Raw genomic sequence first — 20231 nt, 5'->3', positions numbered from 1 at the left:
TTCTGTTTGGGCTAGCCCAGACAGCTTAACCTCTGGATCTCTAGTTATCAATGAACTTGTTGCACTTGACTTGACAATGTGCGACTAGGATAATTTTTCAGATTTATCATGAAAAATCATTGACAAAGATAGTTTTTAGTAGTAAAATAGTTAGGACTTTGAAATTGAGGGGAGTGAAAAAAATGTCAAAAACAGTAGTACGCAAGAACGAATCACTTGATGATGCTCTTCGTCGTTTCAAACGTGCGGTTACTAAAGCTGGTACTCTTCAAGAAACACGTAAACGTGAATTCTACGAAAAACCATCTGTAAAACGTAAACGTAAATCAGAAGCAGCTCGCAAGCGTAAAAAATTCTAATTGAATTTCAGACAGCCTTCGGGCTGTTTTTTGTTTACATTTTAGGCGAAGTTTCATATAATGGATATACATTATTTGGACATTCAAAGGAGTACCTATGAGTATTTTAGTAACAGGTGGAGCAGGCTATATTGGTAGCCACACAGTGGTTGAATTGCAGAAATTGGGCAAAGATGTTGTCATTGTCGACAACCTGTCTAATTCAAGCATTTTGGTCTTGGATCGCATTGAGGAAATCACAGGCAAACGTCCGACTTTTTATGAATTAGACGTAGCGGATAAGGACGCCCTCCGTGCGGTTTTTGAGAAAGAAACGATTGAGTCTGCTATTCATTTTGCAGGCTACAAGGCGGTCGGTGAGTCGGTTGAAAAACCAATCATGTACTATGAAAATAACATCATGTCAACGCTTGCCTTGGTCGAAGTCATGGCAGAATTTGGTGTCAAGAAGATTGTCTTCTCATCCAGCGCAACTGTCTATGGACTCAACAATCCATCACCGCTTGTGGAAACCATGCCAACCAGCGCAACCAATCCTTACGGTTACACCAAGGTCATGTTGGAACAAATCCTTCGTGATGTGGCGGTAGCAGATAGCGACTGGTCAGTGGCCCTTCTCCGTTATTTCAACCCAATTGGTGCTCATGAATCAGGTTTGATTGGTGAAGATCCTGCTGGTATTCCAAACAACCTTATGCCCTTTATCGCACAAGTTGCCGTTGGTAAACGTGCAGAGCTCAGCGTCTTTGGTAATGATTACGATACAGTGGACGGTACCGGTGTCCGTGACTATATCCACGTGATTGATTTGGCACTTGGTCATATCAAGGCTCTTGAGAAAATTTCTGGTGAGACTGGTGTTCATACCTATAATCTCGGCTCTGGTCAGGGAACCAGCGTACTAGAGTTGGTACAAGCCTTTGAAAAAGTCAATGGTGTTCCGATGCCTTACAAGATTGTAGACCGCCGTCCTGGCGATGTTGCCACTTGTTATGCTAATGCGGACAAGGCTCTGGCAGAGCTCAACTGGAAAACAGAAAAAACAATCGAAGACATGTGCCGTGATACCTGGAACTGGCAGTCTAAGAACCCGAATGGCTATCAGGCATAAAAAAAATACGCTGTGACTTGGTTCGCAGCGTTTTCTGATAGATATAAAAAAACAGGCGGAAAGCCTGTTTCACTATCTTATTGATTATTTTTTCAACAAGTCACGGATTTCTGCAAGCAATTCTTCTTGAGTTGGTCCTGCAGGAGCAGCTTCTTTCTTAGGCATTGCTTTTTCTGCAGCTTTAACGATGAAGAACAAAACTGTACCGATGATCAAGAAGTTGATAATAGCGCTCAAGAAGTTACCGTAAGTAACACCGTTCCAGCTCAAATCAGCAATCTTTTCTGCACCAGCAGCTTTCAAAGCTGGGTTCAACAAGAGGGGAGTAATCAAATCAGCAACGAATGAATCGATGATGGCTTTGAAGGCAGCACCGAAGATAACTGCGACAGCAAGGTCAATAACGTTACCTTGGAACAAAAATGCTTTTAAATCTTTCAACATATCCTAAATATGTCCTTTCATAAATTTTTACTCTATCTATTATATACACTTACATTTATTTTTCAAGTAATATGTCTCGAACATTTTACATTTCTAGAAATTTGTTATACAATATAGAATGTTAAAATGTGCGTATTCTCTGTATTTGTGAGGAGGTGACCGATGGTATCAAAAGAAAAAATCAATGACATTAAACAGGCTGTCAATATTGTTGATATTATCGGTGAGTCGGTTGCCCTGACCAAGGCTGGACGCAATTTTCTGGGACTTTGTCCCTTCCACGGTGAGAAAACTCCTTCCTTCAATGTGGTGGAGGACAAGCAATTCTATCATTGTTTCGGCTGTGGGAAGTCGGGGGATGTCTTCAAGTTTATCGAGGAAATCCAGGGCGTGACCTTTGGGGATGCGGTACAGATTGTCGCTCAAAAGGCGGGAATTGTCCTAGAAACCAATCTGCAATTTCAGCGGGCTGAGAAAGTTGCCAATCCCAACCAGGTTCTCTACGATATTCACACTGAGGCGGCTAAGTTTTATCATGCCTTGCTCATGACGACCAAGATGGGAGAGGAAGCGAGAGACTATCTCCACCAGCGCGGCCTGACAGATGAAGTCATCAAAACCTTTCAAATAGGCCTGGCCCCTGACCAGCAAAATATCCTCTATCAAAAATTGTCCAGCCAGTTTGAGGAAGGCGCTCTCTTGCAATCGGGTCTTTTCCATCCTGGTGACCATAATAGAATCTATGATTCCTTCCACGGTAGAATTATTTTCCCCTTGACCGACGAATACGGTCGGGTTATTGCCTTTTCTGGTCGTATCTGGACAGAGACGGACCGGGAGAATAAGCAGCTGGCCAAGTACAAAAATTCGCGAAGCACTGCAATTTTCAATAAAAGTTACGAACTATATCATTTGGATAGGGCAAAAGCTGTCATCAAGAAACAGCACGAGGTCTATCTGATGGAGGGCTTTCTGGATGTTATTGCGGCCCATCGTGCAGGAATTGAGAATGCGGTAGCCTCTATGGGAACGGCTTTGACCCGTGAGCACGTGACCCACCTATCCAAGTATTGTAAGAAGGTTGTCCTGACCTATGATGGTGATAAGGCGGGACAGGCTGCTACCATTAAGGCTTTGGACGAATTGCAGGATTTCCAAGTGGAGATTGTCAGTCTACCAGATAATATGGACCCCGATGAGTTTTTGCAGAAGAACTCTGAGGTGGCTCTTGAGCAGGTTTTGACCAAATCGCGCATTAGTGCGGTTGAGTTTTTAATCAATTATCTCAAGCCGGAAAATCCTGATAATTTGCAGATGCAGATTGATTTTGTGGAAAAAATTGCCCCTATCATTGCCAAGGTTCAGTCTATTACGGCCCAGAATTCCTATATCTACAAGGTAGCAGACCTCTTGTCTGATTTTGACTATGGTCAGGTGGAGCAGGCGGTCAACAACGTTCGCCTCACGCACCGCCAGCAACGCAGTCAGCAGGCCCAACAGTCCTTTTCTGAGGTAAAAAAATTGCCGGATCTGCAGGTTGTTCCGCGAGTGACTAGCCTGGTTCGGACAGAAAATCACCTGCTCTATCGGATGGCTGAACATCCCTATATTCTCAACGAATTTCGGCTGAGAGAGGATTTTGCCTTTGCGACGCCTGAATTGGAGGAACTCTTTCAGCTCTTGAAGAAGAATGGTGAGATTTCCAGCTTTGAATTATCCCAAGTCAGTGATAGTGCCCAACAGGCCTGGTACCGGGTCCTGGAAGAACGCTTGCCAGAGGAGGTTGCTACTCATGAAGTAGAGGAATTACTGGTCAGTCGGGATCGAGAATTGCTAAAAAAAGAAAACCAGCATGCTGCACGAGCCATTCGTGAGCATTCCCATGTGGGAAATACAGACATTGCCCTTGATGAGTTGCAAGAACTCCTCAATCGAAGAAAACAAATGGAGTAAAGATGACAAATAAAAAAGACAAGAAAAATGAAGTGACCACTTTTGATGTCCAAGTTGCAGAATTTATCCGCAACCATAAAAAGCAGGGTTCTGCGACAGATGACGAAATCAATGACCAGCTTGTCATTCCTTTCACCTTGGATGCGGACGGCATTGATGACCTTCTTCAGCGTATCCAAGATGCAGGGATTTCTATTGTGGACAAGGAAGGAAATCCTTCTGCGCGTGCTATGCAGGTAGAGGAAGAGCCAGAACTTTCTGATGAGGAATTACTTGGCAGCAACTCTGCCAAGGTCAATGACCCAGTTCGCATGTACCTCAAGGAAATCGGTGTTGTTCCCCTCTTGACCAACGAAGAAGAGCAGGAATTGGCGCTTGCTGTTGAAGCGGGCGATCCTGAGGCCAAGCAACGTTTGGCTGAGGCCAACCTGCGTTTGGTGGTATCTATTGCCAAGCGTTATGTTGGTCGTGGTATGCAGTTCCTTGATTTGATTCAAGAAGGCAATATGGGCTTGATGAAGGCCGTTGATAAATTTGATTACTCGAAAGGGTTCAAATTCTCGACCTATGCGACTTGGTGGATTCGTCAGGCCATTACCCGCGCCATTGCGGACCAGGCTCGTACCATCCGTATTCCTGTGCACATGGTGGAAACTATTAACAAGTTGGTCCGTGAGCAACGCAACCTCTTGCAGGAACTTGGTCAAGACCCAACGCCAGAACAAATTGCTGAGCGTATGGATATGACGCCTGAAAAAGTGCGTGAAATTTTGAAAATTGCTCAAGAGCCTGTGTCTCTGGAAACGCCAATTGGTGAGGAAGATGACAGCCATTTGGGGGATTTCATCGAGGACGAAGTAATTGAAAATCCAGTTGATTACACAACCCGCGTCGTTCTCCGTGAACAATTGGACGAGGTTCTGGATACCTTGACTGACCGCGAGGAAAATGTTCTCCGCCTGCGCTTTGGACTGGATGATGGAAAAATGCGCACCTTGGAAGATGTGGGCAAGGTCTTTAACGTAACCCGCGAACGCATCCGCCAAATCGAAGCTAAAGCCCTCCGCAAACTCCGCCACCCATCTCGCAGCAAACCACTCAGAGACTTTATTGAGGATTAAAACACCACTAACGTGGTGTTTTAACCCGAGCCTAGAAATAGGAAAGCGAGGCTAACCTCCGGGGGAGGTTTTGACACAAACTTCGTTTGTTTCATCTCCAACCTTCAACAGTCTCCCAGACTGTTGAAGCCTGCTTGAAAATAAGAGAGCAGGCTGTCTGGGAGACAAAATCAACCGCTCCCCTTGAAATTGGAAAGGGAGCGTATGCCATTGGTACTTATCAGGTCGCTCGCTGAAAACTCTAAAGCGAGATAAGTCTAATGGACGTTTAGCGCGAGGATGCTGACTTTCGTCAGTTTTATTTCCCACTTTCAACAGTCTCTCCCCAGACTGTTGAAACCCGCCCGAAAATAAGATAGTGTGCTAATGTCCGGTGAATTACAAGGATACTGATTTCCGTTAGTCTTAGAACGTAGACAAAATATGTTCTGGGTAAATAAAGTAAGTAGCTCTGCTAAGAAAAAATAAAAATTTAGTTTATTTTGTGAGCGGAGCCCAAAAGAGACCTTGTCTACAAACTCAGACTGACTTCCGTTAGTCTTATTTCCCCGGGCTGTTGATACCAGTTATATTTTTAGCAAAGAAAGAGAGTGATTGAAAATGGCTTATACAGAAGATCAGATTAAAGACATTCAGGAGCGTATTTTTCAAGCTCTTGAAGATGTGATTGATCCAGAACTTGGGATTGATATTATCAATCTTGGTTTGGTCTACGAAATTCGTTTTATTGAGGGCAAGGCTGAAATTGACATGACCTTGACCACAATGGGCTGCCCTTTGGCAGATTTGATTACAGACCAAATTCATGATGTTCTGAAAACAGTTCCTGAGGTGACCGAAGTCGATGTTCGTTTGGTTTGGTCGCCTGCTTGGACTGTTCAAAAAATGAGTCGTTATGCTCGAATTGCACTTGGGATTAAATAATTAAACAGTCTCGAATATTGAGACTGTTTTTTCTGTTTTTGTACGGATTTTTTTGATAATTTTGTTGAAACTATCAAAAAGTTCTTGCTAAATAGTAGGAATGATGGTACACTTATCATGCCTAGGAAAAGTTATTAAACCTATTCTAGCAAATATCAGACCTATATGGGATGAGTAGCTCCGCTATTGATCATAACCGAAGCCTACGGACAGGCGGGTCGAATGCCGAAGCGTGGCGTAAGCCACATTATTGATAGGGTTAAAAGCCTACATTTTATAAGTTGATGTTGGGAAGTTTTTCCTAATTTCTAATTTTGTCAGTGTGGTGAAAGCACACGTCATCTTGTGAAACGGTCAATAAAGTACGTATATATTTGCACTGGAGAGTAGGAAACGGTAGGCACATAAACTCAAGCGAAGAATAAAAAACGTCAATTTGGATTGTAGAGCAGGATGAACCCTGCTCTTTTTGCTTTTTTAAAAAAGTGTAGGAGTCCATCAAGCAAAGGAGTTTTTCAATATGAAAAATCAACACCAAGCCCCTATTTATCAGGGATTGGTACAGTTACGCCGAAAACGGATTGTCCCTTTTGATGTCCCAGGACACAAACGGGGCCGTGGAAATCCAGAGTTGGTCGAACTGTTAGGAGAGAAATGTGTTGGTATTGATGTTAATTCTATGAAACCTTTGGACAATCTGGGACATCCAGTCTCCATTATCCGAGAGGCCGAGGAATTGGCTGCGGAAGCCTTTGGTGCCAGCCATGCCTTTCTCATGGTTGGAGGGACAACCTCTTCCGTCCAGACCATGATTCTGGCGACCTGTAAGGCGGGCGATAAAATCATCCTCCCTCGAAATGTCCACAAGTCCGCCCTCAATGCTTTGGTCCTATGCGGAGCTATACCAGTCTATGTGGATATGAGTGTGGAGCCACGGATTGGTATTGCTCTTGCCTTGGAAAATGATGCCTTTGAACGGGCTATTTCTGAGCATCCTGATGCGGTTGCTGTCTTGATCAACAATCCGACCTACTATGGTATCTGCTCAGACCTGCGTACATTGACTGAGAAAGCTCACGCAGCGGGCATGAAAGTATTAGTCGATGAGGCTCATGGTGCGCATTTGCATTTTTCGGACCAATTGCCAGCGGCGGCTATGGATGTGGGGGCTGATATGGCAGCTGTTTCTATGCACAAATCAGGTGGCAGTCTGACCCAAAGTTCGCTCCTATTGGTCGGTCCTGATATGAATGTGGAGTATGTCCGCCAGATTATCAACCTGACCCAGTCAACGTCTGCCTCCTATCTCTTGCTGGCTAGTTTGGATATTTCACGGAGAAATCTGGCCCTTCGTGGCAAAGAATCTTTTGAAAAGGTCATTGAAATGTCTGAGTATGCTCGTCGTGAAATCAATGCCATCGGTGGTTACTATGCCTATTCTAAGGAATTGATTGATGGTAAAACGGTGCATGATTTTGATGTAACCAAGCTCTCCATCTATACGCAGGGCATTGGTCTGACAGGGATTGAGGTCTATGATTTGTTGCGGGATGAGTATGACATCCAGATTGAATTTGGCGACATTGGCAATATCTTGGCCTATATTTCCATCGGTGACCGCCTGCAGGATATCGAGCGGCTGGTGGGTGCTTTGGCTGACATCAAGCGTCTTTACTCACGAGATGGTTCGGATTTGATTTCAGGGGAGTACATCCAGCCGCAGCTGGTTTTGTCACCGCAGGAAGCCTTTTATGCAGAGCGGGAAAGCCGTTCCCTGCAAGAAGCAGTTGGTCAGGTCTGCGGGGAATTTGTCATGTGCTACCCTCCTGGTATTCCGCTTTTAGCTCCAGGTGAACGAGTGACTCAGGAAATTGTTGACTACATCATCTTTGCCAAGGAGCGCGGTTGCTCCGTCCAAGGTACAGAAGATCCAGATGTTAATTTTATCAATGTCATTAAGGAGGGTTAAAGATGGAAATGTGGTTTTCAGAAGTCCAAACACCAGATGTCAAGTTATCCATTCGGACCAGTCAGCAGCTCTATGCTGGCAAGAGTGAATTTCAGGACATTGCTGTATTGGACTCACCAGCTTTTGGAAAGATTTTGACACTTAACGGTCGGGTTCTCTTTTCAGATGCAGATGATTTTGTTTACAACGAAATGGCTGTCCATGTGCCCATGGCCGTCCATCCCAATCCCAAGAAAATCTTGATTCTGGGTGGGGGAGATGGTGGTGTTGCCCAAGTTCTCAGTCTGTATCCTGAAATCGAACGTATTGACGTTGTAGAGCCAGATGAACTCTTGGTGGAGGTCTGTCGGGAATATTTCCCAGACTATGCAACTGGCTTAGAAGATGAGCGGGTTGAGGTCTATTTACAGGATGGTTTGCGTTTCTTGCGCAACTGTGAGAACGAATATGACATCATCATCAACGATGCGACAGATCCATTTGGACACACGGAAGGTTTGTTTACCAAGGAATTTTACGGTAACGCCTACCGAGCTTTGAAGGAAGATGGCATCATGGTTTACCAACATGGTTCGCCATTTTATGACGAAGATGAGTCGGCTTTTCGTTCCATGCATCGGAAGGCGACCCAATCCTTCCCTATTAGCCGTGTTTATCAGGCCCATATTCCGACATCTGCGGCGGGTTATTGGTTATTTGGCTTTGCCTCTAAAAAATACCATCCCATTGAAGATTTTGACAAGGAAAAATGGAAAGCGCGCGAGCTTTTCACAGAATATTATACAGCTAACCTCCATATCGGAGCATTTCTCTTGCCCCGCTATGTAGAAGACATTTTAGAAGAAGAGGAGAAAAAATAATGAGTCGTTTGTTAGTGATTGGTTGTGGCGGAGTTGCCCAAGTTGCCATCAGCAAGGTTTGCCAGGCAGAAGATACCTTCAAGGAAGTCATGATTGCCAGCCGTACCAAGTCCAAATGTGATGATGTGAAGGCTGCCTTAGAAGGAAAAACTTCCGTAAAAATTGAAACTGCCCAAGTGGATGCGGACAAGGTAGAAGAAGTGATTGCCTTGATTGAAAGCTACCAGCCAAAAGCTGTCTTGAACGTTGCCCTGCCTTACCAAGATTTGACCATTATGGACGCTTGCTTGGCGACTGGCGTGGACTATATTGACACGGCCAACTACGAGTGCGAGGATACAGAAGACCCTGAATGGAGGGCTATTTACGAAAAACGCTGTGCAGAAGAAGGATTTACGGCTTACTTTGACTACTCTTGGCAGTGGGCTTACAAGGAGCGTTTTGAAAAAGCAGGGCTGACAGCACTTTTGGGATCCGGATTTGATCCAGGGGTGACCAGCGTATTTTCAGCCTACGCACTCAAGCATTATTTCGATGAAATTCATTACATCGACATCCTAGACTGTAACGGTGGAGACCACGGCTATCCATTTGCGACCAACTTTAACCCTGAAATCAACTTGCGTGAAGTTTCTGCACCAGGTTCCTACTGGGAAAATGGCAAATGGGTGGAAGTTGAAGCCATGTCGATCAAGCGAGAGTACGATTTCCCAGAAGTGGGTCAAAAAGACATGTACCTCCTCCATCACGAAGAAATCGAATCCCTGGCTAAGAATATTCCAGGTGTCAAACGCATTCGTTTCTTCATGACTTTTGGTCAATCCTACTTGACTCACATGAAATGCTTGGAAAATGTTGGTCTCTTGCGGACTGACCCAATCAACTTTAACGGACAAGAAGTAGTACCAATCCAATTCCTCAAAGCATTATTGCCAGACCCTGCCAGCCTTGGTCCACGTACTGTTGGGAAAACCAATATCGGCTGTATTTTCACAGGTATCAAGGACGGTGTGGAAAAGACCATCTATATCTACAACGTTTGTGACCATCAAGAGTGCTACAAAGAGGTCGGTTCCCAGGCTATTTCCTACACAACTGGCGTGCCAGCTATGATTGGAACCAAGCTTGTCATGGACGGAACTTGGAAAAAACCAGGCGTTTACAACTTGGAAGAATTGGATCCAGATCCATTTATGGACCTGCTTAACCAATATGGATTGCCTTGGCAAGTAGTAGAAAATCCAGTATTGGTGGACTAGATGAGAATTGATCAAGTCCCAACGCCAGCCTATGTCATTGACGAAGCAAAGCTGGTCAACAATTTAGAAATTCTCAAGTCTGTCCAAGACCGCACAGGCTGTAAGGTACTTTTGGCCCAAAAAGCCTTTTCCATGTATGCCACCTATCCGCTGATTAGCCAATACCTAGCTGGAACCACCGCATCAGGACTCTACGAAGCCAAGCTGGGTCGTGAGGAGTTTGGGGGCGAAGTCCATGTCTTTGCTCCAGCCTTCAAGGATGCGGATTTGGAGGAGATTTTGGAAATTGCAGACCACATTGTCTTCAATTCAGAGCGCCAACTCCGCAAGCACGTGGACAAATGCCGAGCAGCTGGAGTTAGTGTCGGCCTGCGGATCAATCCAGAATGCTCCACTCAAGACGAGCATGCCCTTTACGACCCCTGTGCAACAGGCTCTCGTTTTGGTGTCCGTATCAGTCAGTTTTCAGAAGACCTGCTAGACTTGGTGGATGGCCTGCATTTCCATACTCTCTGCGAACAAAATTCAGATGATTTGAAAACCACCTTGGAGGCTGTTGAGGACAAATTCGGCCCCTATCTACACCGTATTAAATGGCTCAATATGGGCGGAGGCCATCATGTGACCAGAGAAGATTATGATCTGGACTTGCTGATTTCCTCTATCCAGTACATGCAGGAAAAATATGGGCTGGAAGTCTATATCGAGCCAGGAGAAGCCATTGCTCTCAATGCAGGCTATTTGGTGACAGAAGTTTTAGACATTGTCGAAAATGGTATTGAAACGCTAGTATTAGACGCATCAGCTACCTGTCACATGCCAGATGTCTTGGAAATGCCCTATCGCCCACCGCTTCGCCATGGCTTTGAGGCTGGTGAAAAGGCCTATACTTACCGACTGTCTTCCAATACCTGTCTGACGGGCGACATCATCGGCGATTATTCCTTTGAAAAGCCTGTGGAGATTGGTGACAAACTCTATTTTGAGGACATGGCAATCTATTCTTTTGTTAAAAATAATACCTTCAACGGCATCGGTCTGCCAAGTCTGGCCCTCATGGACAAGTCTGGTGACTGCCGTATTATCAAGGAATTTGGATATGAAGATTTCAAGGGGAGGTTGTCATGATAGAAAGTCCAAAAGCTGCTGGCTACCGCATGCCTGCTGAGTATGAGCCCCATCATGGTACCCTCATGGTGTGGCCGACTCGCCCAGGATCCTGGCCCTTTGATGGTCAGGGGGCAAAAAAAGCCTTTAGCCAGGTCATTAAAACCATTGCTGAAAGCGAGCAGGTCTATCTCTTGGTCGATGAAGTACATCGTCAAGAAGCCCAGTCTATGCTGGGGGATGGCATCACTTACCTAGATATTCCAACAAATGATGCTTGGGCGCGTGACACAGGTCCGACGGTTTTGGTTCATGAAAATGGCAGAGCTTTGTCTGTCGATTGGGCCTTTAACGCTTGGGGCGGAAGCTACGATGGTCTTTATCAGGACTATGTGGCAGATGATCAGGTGGCTAGTCGATTTAGTCAGTCCATCGGTCTGCCAGTCCATGATGCCCATCCCTTTGTCCTAGAAGGAGGAGCCATCCATAGCGACGGTGAGGGAACCATCTTGGTGACGGAATCTTGTTTACTCAGTCCAGGTCGAAATCCTCATCTGACCAAGGACCAGATTGAACAGGTCCTCCTAGACTGCCTAGGTGCTGAAAAGGTCATCTGGTTGCCTTATGGTATCTACAATGATGAAACCAATGAACACGTGGACAATGTTGCGGCCTTCGTCGGTCCAGCCGAGATAGTTTTAGCCTGGACGGATGATGAGGCAGATCCCCAATATGCCATGTCCAAGGCTGATTTGGACTATTTGGAAAAACAGGTTGATGCCAAGGGCAGAAAGTTGATCGTCCATAAACTGCCAATTCCAAAAAATCCCATTTTGGTGACAGAAGAGGATTTGCCAGGCTATGTTTATGAAGCGGGGGAAGAAGTACGGACAGCTGGCGAACGCTTGGCGGCCTCCTATGTGAATTTCTACGTCAGCAACGGTGCGGTTCTGGTGCCCCAGTTTGATGATAAGCATGATGCGCAGGCACTTGAGCTTCTAGCGCAGCTTTTTCCGACAAGGAAAGTCGTCGGCATACCAGCCCGCGACATCCTGCTTGGGGGTGGGAATATTCACTGTATCACCCAGCAGATTCCCCGATTTAGAAAGGAAAGCGAATGAGAAATGTTACTGTTGCTGCTGTCCAGATGCAGTGTAGTCAGGACCTTTGGGAAAATCTGGCGACCGCAGAGCGTTTGGTCAGACAGGCTGCTAATCAGGGAGCGCAGATTATCCTCCTACCCGAACTTTTTGAGCGTCCTTATTTTTGTCAAGAACGCCAGTATGACTATTACAACTTTGCCAAGTCTGTAGAGGAAAACGATGCTGTTCAGCACTTTATACCTATCGCCAAAGAATTACAGGTCGTTTTGCCTATTTCCTTCTATGAAAAAGATGGTAATAGCTTGTATAATTCAATTGCTGTTATTGATGCAGATGGTAGTGTATTGGGAGTTTACCGCAAAACCCATATTCCTGACGACCATTATTACCAGGAGAAATTTTACTTCACACCTGGAAATACTGGGTTTAAGGTCTGGGAAACTCGTTATGCGAAAATTGGCATTGGCATCTGTTGGGACCAATGGTTCCCAGAAACTGCCCGCTGTCTAGCTTTGAATGGGGCGGAATTACTCTTTTACCCAACAGCTATTGGTTCGGAGCCCATTTTGGATACGGATAGCCAAGGTCATTGGCAGCGGACTATGCAGGGTCATGCTGCGGCCAACATCACGCCAGTCATTGCGGCCAATCGGATTGGCTTGGAAGTAGTACAACCTTCCGTTGAAAATGGCCGCCAATCTTCTAGCCTGCGTTTTTATGGTTCGTCCTTTATGACTGATGAAACAGGTGAATTGATTGAACAAGCGGGACGAGAGGAAGAAGTTGTCTTGCTTGCTACCTATGATTTGGACAAGGGAGCGCGTGAGCGCTTGGACTGGGGACTTTTCAGAGATCGTAGACCGCACATGTACAGGTCTATTTGTCAATAGTGTTCAACCTATTCTCCAAGTTCTGTGAGTACGGATCGGCAGTTTTCGTCAGCGGTCAGTCCAACTTGGACAGAAGCTAGTGACACAGGCGTGACAGACTTTACGCGCGGATTGACTGCTTCACAAGAAGAATTTAGTTTTAATTGGACACTGAAAGACTATGATAGTTTGGTAACTGGGATGAAAGAGGATGCTACAGGGGATAGTTTGTCGGATATCATTGAGAAATATGGAAAACCTTCATCGGCTAGATTCGGCGAATATTCAGAAGAAAACTTATTTTTAACTTACGCTGCTATGGAGTATGGGATCAATGAAGACCAGCGAAACCTTAAATTGGTCTTTTATAAAAATGGTTCAGAATACTATTTAATGAATAAGGAAGTCTTTTATTTACCAGATGACCAGTTCCCGACCAAGGAAGCAGATCCAAATACGAATTTGTGGACCAAAGAAGTGTTTCAGCAAGTTATCGTGGGAGATAGCAATACAGGACAAGGCGGGATGAGCTATGAAGAGGTGATTGCATTGGGAGGTCTTCCATATGAAGCTACTCTGTTTGCTTTTGGAGGAGGAATTTTCGAAGAAAGGAAAGAACTGCAAATTTTTTACAAAAATGGATCTGGTTCAAAGCAAACATTCGTAGATTTTCGCTTTGTTCGACAAAAAGATGGAATTTACAGAGTATACGCAAAAAATGGAACCTTTTATAACTAAGGTCGTCACTAAAAAATCCTCATCTAAACGCATAGATGAGGATATTTTTATTGTAAGAATTGTTGTAAAAATTGGCTACCGTAAATCCAAAAATAACTATAGGCAACGATGGAAACCGGACGGCAGAGGAAGGTGATGAGAATGAATTTTCGGTAGCTCATACTGGTCAATCCTGTAATCATGACAACGATATCCGCAGGCGAAATGGGCGATAGCATACAGAGGATAAAGAATATCTCGTAACCGCGCTTGTTATCAATCTTGCTTTCATATTTGTAGAAGGTTTCTTCAGACATAAAGAGCAGGCAGAATTTTTTGCCGTAGCGTCTGGCCAACCAGAAGAGGATAATACCGCCGACAAAAATACCAATGTAATTGAGCGAAAATCCCCACCAAAAATCAAATACTAAAAAGCCAACAATAGTAGTAACGCCCCCGGGAATAATAGGGAAAACAACCTGAATGATTTGTAGCAATAAAAAGGACAGACTACCCAGTGCCCCTTGACTCTTGATGAAGTGACTGAGGACATTTTGGTCATTTAGAATCCCGATTTTATAGAGCCAAAAGAGGAAAGCAGCCGTTCCAATCAAGGTTAGAATGCTTAGGACCTGGATGGCTTTTTGAGAGAATTTGTACATGATATTACTTTACCATATTTCTAGAAAATTTGAAAATGAAATTAAGCGATTGCAGTCTTGCAATTTTTACTAAAATCTGTTATACTAACCAAGTATCAAACCTACGGGGTTGTTACGGATTCGACAGGCATTATGAGGCTTGTTCTGCAACTCATCGGCAGATGTAAAAATGCCAGTTAAATATAACTGCAAAAAATACAAACACTTACGCATTAGCAGCTTAATAACCTGCCTGCGTGACCAATCGCAGAGTGCTTGCCTTTGCTGATTGGTCTTAAAATAGCAAGCTACGTTGATTTATTGCCTAGCTAAATCAAAAGAGTTTCATAGGCTCGTCAGCTGAAGAGTTGAGTTATGTCTCGTCAGTCTGATTAAAGCAAATGCATAACCTATGGTTGTAGACGAATAAGTTAGCAGGTGTTTGGACGTGGGTTCGACTCCCACCAGCTCCATATATGGAAGATTACTCAAGAGGCTCAAGAGGCCGTGTTGGAAACGCGGTAGGCGTGTAACAGCGTGCGTGGGTTCGAATCCCATGTCTTCCGTATAGAATGAAGGAACAGCATTGACTGTTCTTTTTCTTTTGCAAAATAAGGCTCTCTACTAGCTACAAAAGTAACTGGCAGAGAGCGTTTTTCTTTTTATTGTAGGTTCAATTTCTTGGTCATGATGTAATGGGTACCAAAGTAGTAGGCGAAGGCCAATATAATGTTGATTAGGACCATTACTGGGTTTGGATAGAGTGATAAGGGTGAACCGAACATTCCTTCCAGATTATTTAAATACAGCAGATTCGTCAAAATGCCGACCACGACTGTGATACCGATATAGGTGATAATCGCGAACAGGAGACGGTGGTCCTTGAAGAGTTGACCGACAGAAACTGAAAAATAGATAAGCAGAATCCAAGTAATGGCACCGATAAAACTGTCAATCAAGTAGGTAGCTAGTGATGCCACATTTATCTGTTCCAGAACAACTTGTAGCTCTGGAAGAACCTCGCCGGTGTTTATCAGGAGGACTGTCATGACGATACCAATGGAAAGAACGGCTGTAACACCAGACAAGAGATACCAAACCAGAGAGGCGAAGAGCTTGCTGAGGATGATTTGGTGCTCATTGACAGGTAAAGTCATGGTCAGATAGCCCTGTCTACCATAGACATTTTTCCGGAAACGATTGATAATCATAAGGAAGGTTGAGAGGAAGAGGGCTGCTACTAGGATACCGAAAATCATGAAGGCGGATCCCACGAAAATCCCTTCAGCTATTTCAGGCTGATCAGAACGGCTGGATATGGCTTGTACCCAAAAAGCAAGCACAGTGGCTAAAGCTAGGGTTCCGGCATAGATGCCGAAGTACCACTTGCCCACAGATTGGAATTCGTATTTTACCAATTTCTTAAACATAATTATCTCCTATTTGACTAAGCTTTGAAATCCTGACGGAAGAGTTGATCGATAGACTCACCCGTTTCAATCCGCAAATCGTCGACATTTCCTTGACGAATAACACTTCCATAATGAAGAAAGATGACCTCATCCAAAATTTGCTCTACATCTGAAATCAAGTGGGTAGAGATGATGACAGAAGAAGTAGGCGAATAGTTGTTGACAATAGTTGTGAGGATGTAGTCGCGGGCTGCAGGGTCTACACCACCGATTGGCTCATCCAAGACATAGAGCTGGGCCTGGCGGCTCATGACCAAAATCAACTGCACCTTTTCCTTGTTTCCTTTTGACAGGTGTTTCATGCGGGCGTTGAGGTCAATTCCTAGGTCCTGCAAGAGATGGATGGCCCGTTCCTTGTCAAAATCTGCGTAAAAATCCGTGAAGAATGTGAGGGCATCTGAAACCTTCATATGTTCGTTCAGATAGGTCGTATCTGGCAGATAGGACACGATAGCCTTGGTCTCTGGTGAAGGAGTGCGGCCGTTGATAAGGATTTGGCCATATTCAGGTTGGAGCAAACCGTTTAAGAGCTTGATGAGAGTGGTCTTACCAGAACCGTTTGGACCCAAGAGACCGATGATTTTTCCAGCGCCTAATTTCAGGTTGACATTGTTGAGGGCAACAGCTCCGCCATAAGATTTTGAAACTTGTTGCAGTTCGACTAAAGTATATGGGTTATTCATAGCTAATTCCTTTCAAATAATCATCCAATCGTTCGGTCAATTCGTCCTGGCTAAAACCGAGGTCCAGCATATTGTTGACAAAGTTTTCCAATTCCTTTTGCGCCAGGTGGAGGCGGGTCTGAGTAATCAGTTCCTGGTTGTCTGTCACATAGCGGCCTGTTGTGCGGACGGAGTAGACAAAACCTTCTGCCTCCAAGTCGGACAGGGCCCGCTGGACCGTGTTTGGGTTGACACCGGCAATTTCAGCCAGGTCCCGCACGGTTGGCAACTTATCTCCAGGTTTTAATTGATTGGTTACAATTTGTAATTTAATTGTATTGGTGATTTGGATATAGATGGGCATATTGTTATCAAATTTCCAAGCCATAAGAGAATCCTTTCTGGGAGACAGACTCCCTGTGTTCTTGTTCTGATTACATAATACAATAATGTTTTTAAGAATGCAAGCGAAAAGAGACGATATTTTGAAAAAAATTAGAAGGAATTTTTGATATAATATAGAAAAAGGAGGTAGCCATGCTAGCACAATTAGATACCAAAACCGTCTATACCTTTATGGATAGCATGGTCACCATTGACCGCTATGTCCAGCAGGCCAAAGAGCTGGGCTATCGGACCATTGGGATGATGGATAGGGATAATCTCTATGCAGCCTACAGTTTTATGGAAAGCTGTCAATTAGTTGGTCTACAGCCTGTCATTGGTTGTGAGTGCGATTGGGATTTGGCTGGCTATGAGCATCCAATTGCCACGAAATTAGTAGCCCTGTCTACGACTGGCTATCGCAATCTCCTTAAGATATCAACGGCCAAGATGCTGGGACAGGATGATTTTGAGAGCATTCGTCAGTATCTGCAAGATGTGGCCCTTATCCTGCCTTATTTTCCAGGAATTGACCAGTTAGACCTGGGGCTGGAATTTTATATTGGTGTGAGTCTGGAAACACCTGTCCAAGAGTTTACACAACCTATCTTGCCTCTCTATCCCGTTCGTTTGTTTGACCGAGAGCAGGTTCAGGCCCTCCAGGTGCTGAGGGCAATTCGGGATAATGTCCAGCTCAACCAAGTCCCTGACTTGGAGCCAGGTCAGGTCCTTTTATCGGCAGATAGTCTGAAAGACTTGTTTAGCAGCCGCTTTCCACAGGCAGTGGTCAATCTGGAAAAACTGGTTCAAGGTATTTCCTATGATTTGGACAAAAGTCTCAAATTACCACGTTTCAACAGACAACGGTCGGCAGTAGAAGAACTTCGCGAGCAGGCTGAGGCAGGCTTGCGAGAAAAAGGCTTATTTGAGCCGGCTTATCAAGAGCGATTGGATAGGGAATTGGCTGTCATTCACAAGATGGGCTTTGATGACTATTTCCTTATCGTCTGGGACCTCTTGCGCTTTGGACGTAGCCAGGGCTACTATATGGGAATGGGACGGGGGTCTGCAGTAGGGAGCTTGGTGGCCTATGCTCTCAATATCACAGGCATTGACCCGGTCAAGCACAATCTGCTCTTCGAACGGTTCCTAAATGAAGAACGCTATTCCATGCCGGATATTGATATCGATATTCCGGATATTCATCGACCAGACTTTATCCACTATGTTCGTGACCGTTATGGCTCGACCCATGCTGCCCAAATTGTGACCTATTCGACCTTTGGGGCCAAGCAGGCTATAAGGGATGTTTTCAAACGCTTTGGCACGCCCGAATACGAGTTGACCAACATTACCCGCAAGATTTCTTTTAAAGACAGTCTTGCATCAGCCTATCAGCGCAATGCTTCCTTCCGCCAGCTCATCAACAGTAAAATAGAGTACCAGAAGGCCTTTGCTATTGCCCAGCAGATTGAAGGGCAGCCTCGCCAGACCTCTATCCACGCAGCCGGTGTCGTTATGAGTGATGAAGAGCTGACGGATACAATTCCCCTAAAAATGGGTGAGGACATGCTGATTACCCAGTATGATGCCCATGCTGTCGAGGCCAATGGTCTGTTGAAAATGGACTTCTTGGGCCTGCGTAACCTGACCTTTGTCCAAAAAATGGCCCAAGCTGTGGCTGATAAATATGGGAAAACTATTGATATTGCCGGTATTGACCTGGAAGATTCGCCTACCTTGGCGCTCTTTGCTGCTGGCAAAACCAAGGGGATCTTCCAGTTTGAACAACCGGGAGCTATCAATCTCCTCCAGAGGGTCAAGCCCAACCGATTTGAAGATGTGGTAGCGACAACCAGTCTCAATCGACCAGGTGCCAGCGACTATATCGATAATTTTGTCAAACGCAAGCAAGGTCAGGAAGAGATTGATTTGCTGGATTCGTCCATTGCAAACATTCTCCGACCAACCTATGGCATTATGCTCTACCAGGAGCAGGTCATGCAGATAGCCCAGGTTTATGCTGGGTTTACTCTGGGGAAGGCCGATTTGCTCCGCAGGGCCATGTCCAAGAAAAAGGCAGAGGAGATGCAGGCCATGGAGGCGGCTTTTCTGGCAGGAGCGCTAGCCAATGGACATGAGGAAACCAAGGCCAAGAAGATTTTTGCCATGATGGCCAAGTTTGCAGGTTATGGATTTAACCGCAGTCATGCCTACGCCTATTCGGCCCTGGCCTTCCAAATGGCCTATTTCAAGACCCACTATCCGGACATCTTCTTTGATGTCATGCTGAATTTCTCTAGCAGTACATATATCACGGATGCCCTGCAATTTGACTTTCAGGTGGCTAGGTTGTCGATGAACACCATTCCCTACTATGACAAGTTCGACAAGTCCAAGATTTATCTAGGCTTGAAAAATATCAAGGGTCTGCCCAAGGATTTCTCCCTCTGGTTGATTGAAAACCGTCCCTACAAGTCGGTCGAAGATTTTATCTTGAAACTGCCTGCCCAGTATAAAAAGAAGGATTTGCTAACTCCGCTCATTCACATCGGTTTATTTGATGAATTTGAGTCCAATCGCAAGAAGATAGTAGAAAATTTGGACAATCTCTTTGTCTTTGCAGATGCTTTTGGTAGCTTTTTTGCGGAGGAGACCTATAGCTGGCTCCAGTCGGACGACTTTAATGATAGTGAAAAATACCAGCTGGAACAGGCCGTGCTAGGTATCGGTATCAGTCCTCATCCTCTGATTAAGCTCCGACAGGAGACCCAGCGACCTGTGACCGATTTAGGCGATTTGGTGGCTGGAAATCGGGTGACCATCCTGATACAAGTTCAGTCTATCCGCCGGATTCGGACCAAGAAATCGGGTCAGCCCATGGCCTTTCTACAAGTGACCGATATGAAAGATAAATCGGAAGTCACGGTCTTTCCGGAACTCTACCAACAGACAGGGCAGTTCTTGAAGGAAGGGGATATCCTCTACGTAACTGGCAAGGTCCAGGAAAGGGAGGGACAGTTACAACTGGTGGCTGACAAGTTAGAAATAGTCAGTCTGGAAAAGCTGTGGATTTTACTGGAAAACCGGGAGCATGACCATGCAGTTGCTCGAATTTTAGCCAAATATAAGGGATCAATTCCTGTCGTTCTGCATTACCAAGACAGCAATCAGACCATTCAGGTAAACCAGTTTCAAGTGATGAAAACGCCTCAATTAGAGCAAGAGTTGGCTGAATTTGCTATGAAAACGGTTTTTCGTTGAAAAAGCGTAAAA

18 protein-coding genes, 1 tRNA gene and 1 other RNA gene are annotated in these 20231 nt (G+C 45.0%); 15 read left to right on the top strand and 5 right to left on the bottom strand.

What is annotated here, in order from left to right; all coding sequences use genetic code 11:
* Positions 1-182 precede the first annotated feature (182 nt).
* Entirely contained in the window at positions 183-359 is a 177-nt protein-coding gene (rpsU, locus tag ACHBIF_RS10140) for a 30S ribosomal protein S21 (protein WP_000048054.1), read from the top strand.
* 97 nt (positions 360-456) lie between these two features.
* Positions 457-1470 (top strand): UDP-glucose 4-epimerase GalE, encoded by a 1014-nt coding sequence (galE, locus tag ACHBIF_RS10135; RefSeq protein ID WP_394720307.1) that lies wholly within the window; start codon positions 457-459, stop codon positions 1468-1470.
* A gap of 84 nt (positions 1471-1554) precedes the next feature.
* Here the strand turns inward: galE and mscL are convergent, their stop codons facing one another.
* Positions 1555-1914 (bottom strand): large conductance mechanosensitive channel protein MscL, encoded by a 360-nt coding sequence (gene mscL, locus ACHBIF_RS10130; protein WP_105111874.1) that lies wholly within the window; start codon positions 1912-1914, stop codon positions 1555-1557.
* 162 nt (positions 1915-2076) lie between these two features.
* Here mscL and dnaG point away from each other — a divergent pair, with 162 nt between their 5' ends.
* From dnaG to ACHBIF_RS10080, 10 genes are all read left to right on the top strand, one after another.
* Positions 2077-3867 (top strand): DNA primase, encoded by a 1791-nt coding sequence (dnaG, locus tag ACHBIF_RS10125; protein ID WP_394720304.1) that lies wholly within the window; start codon positions 2077-2079, stop codon positions 3865-3867.
* Positions 3868-3869: 2 nt separating this feature from the next.
* Entirely contained in the window at positions 3870-4988 is a 1119-nt protein-coding gene (gene rpoD / locus ACHBIF_RS10120; protein ID WP_105111872.1) for an RNA polymerase sigma factor RpoD, read from the top strand.
* Positions 4989-5588: 600 nt separating this feature from the next.
* The gene (locus tag ACHBIF_RS10115) at positions 5589-5912 is read left to right on the top strand and encodes an iron-sulfur cluster assembly protein (protein WP_172059461.1); all 324 of its coding nucleotides are present in this window, start codon (positions 5589-5591) and stop codon (positions 5910-5912) included.
* A gap of 520 nt (positions 5913-6432) precedes the next feature.
* The gene (locus tag ACHBIF_RS10110; protein ID WP_394720301.1) at positions 6433-7881 is read left to right on the top strand and encodes an aminotransferase class I/II-fold pyridoxal phosphate-dependent enzyme; all 1449 of its coding nucleotides are present in this window, start codon (positions 6433-6435) and stop codon (positions 7879-7881) included.
* 2 nt (positions 7882-7883) lie between these two features.
* Complete coding sequence (gene speE, locus ACHBIF_RS10105) at positions 7884-8741, top strand: polyamine aminopropyltransferase (protein WP_105122315.1); 858 nt, start codon at positions 7884-7886, stop codon at positions 8739-8741.
* Positions 8741-10000, top strand: coding sequence for a saccharopine dehydrogenase family protein (locus ACHBIF_RS10100; RefSeq protein ID WP_394720299.1), 1260 nt, complete (start codon positions 8741-8743; stop codon positions 9998-10000). The genes speE and ACHBIF_RS10100 overlap by 1 nt, the downstream gene beginning before the upstream one ends.
* Positions 10001-11128 carry a carboxynorspermidine decarboxylase gene (nspC, locus tag ACHBIF_RS10095; RefSeq protein WP_172059459.1) on the top strand — a complete coding sequence of 376 codons (1128 nt, stop codon included), beginning with the start codon at positions 10001-10003 and terminating at the stop codon, positions 11126-11128.
* Positions 11125-12228: an agmatine deiminase gene (gene aguA / locus ACHBIF_RS10090; RefSeq protein ID WP_394720297.1), complete on the top strand. Its 1104-nt coding sequence runs from the start codon at positions 11125-11127 to the stop codon at positions 12226-12228. Before nspC ends, aguA begins: the two co-directional genes overlap by 4 nt.
* The gene (gene aguB, locus ACHBIF_RS10085) at positions 12225-13100 is read left to right on the top strand and encodes an N-carbamoylputrescine amidase (RefSeq protein WP_394720295.1); all 876 of its coding nucleotides are present in this window, start codon (positions 12225-12227) and stop codon (positions 13098-13100) included. The genes aguA and aguB overlap by 4 nt, the downstream gene beginning before the upstream one ends.
* Before the next feature lie 90 nt (positions 13101-13190).
* Positions 13191-13817 (top strand): hypothetical protein, encoded by a 627-nt coding sequence (locus tag ACHBIF_RS10080; RefSeq protein WP_394720293.1) that lies wholly within the window; start codon positions 13191-13193, stop codon positions 13815-13817.
* A 47-nt stretch (positions 13818-13864) separates the two neighbouring features.
* Here the strand turns inward: ACHBIF_RS10080 and ACHBIF_RS10075 are convergent, their stop codons facing one another.
* Positions 13865-14458 carry a TVP38/TMEM64 family protein gene (locus ACHBIF_RS10075; RefSeq protein ID WP_394720291.1) on the bottom strand — a complete coding sequence of 198 codons (594 nt, stop codon included), beginning with the start codon at positions 14456-14458 and terminating at the stop codon, positions 13865-13867.
* A gap of 105 nt (positions 14459-14563) precedes the next feature.
* On the opposite strand from ACHBIF_RS10075, the gene ssrA reads away from it, so the two are divergent.
* Both ssrA and ACHBIF_RS10065 read left to right on the top strand, forming a co-directional pair.
* Positions 14564-14913: a transfer-messenger RNA gene (ssrA, locus tag ACHBIF_RS10070) on the top strand.
* Between the two features lie 2 nt (positions 14914-14915).
* A tRNA-Ser gene (locus ACHBIF_RS10065) sits at positions 14916-15003 on the top strand.
* A 96-nt stretch (positions 15004-15099) separates the two neighbouring features.
* On the opposite strand, the gene ACHBIF_RS10060 is transcribed toward ACHBIF_RS10065, so the two are convergent.
* From ACHBIF_RS10060 to ACHBIF_RS10050, 3 genes are read right to left on the bottom strand one after another with little or no spacing between them, the layout of a single operon-like run.
* Positions 15100-15867 (bottom strand): ABC transporter permease, encoded by a 768-nt coding sequence (locus tag ACHBIF_RS10060; RefSeq protein ID WP_394720289.1) that lies wholly within the window; start codon positions 15865-15867, stop codon positions 15100-15102.
* A gap of 17 nt (positions 15868-15884) precedes the next feature.
* On the bottom strand, positions 15885-16592 hold the full coding sequence (locus tag ACHBIF_RS10055) for an ABC transporter ATP-binding protein (RefSeq protein WP_105111858.1): 708 nt from the start codon (positions 16590-16592) through the stop codon (positions 15885-15887).
* Positions 16585-16959 (bottom strand): GntR family transcriptional regulator, encoded by a 375-nt coding sequence (locus tag ACHBIF_RS10050; RefSeq protein ID WP_105122307.1) that lies wholly within the window; start codon positions 16957-16959, stop codon positions 16585-16587. Before ACHBIF_RS10050 ends, ACHBIF_RS10055 begins: the two co-directional genes overlap by 8 nt.
* A gap of 149 nt (positions 16960-17108) precedes the next feature.
* Here ACHBIF_RS10050 and ACHBIF_RS10045 point away from each other — a divergent pair, with 149 nt between their 5' ends.
* Positions 17109-20219, top strand: a complete 3111-nt coding sequence (locus ACHBIF_RS10045) for a DNA polymerase III subunit alpha (RefSeq protein WP_394720286.1) — start codon at positions 17109-17111, stop codon at positions 20217-20219.
* Positions 20220-20231 lie beyond the last annotated feature (12 nt).

The organism is Streptococcus sp. A11 (assembly GCF_043674225.1).
Taxonomy (GTDB): Bacteria; Bacillota; Bacilli; order Lactobacillales; family Streptococcaceae; genus Streptococcus; species Streptococcus suis_V.
Note: the sequence above shows the minus strand (reverse complement) of the source record. Positions and strands in the feature narration are given on the sequence as shown.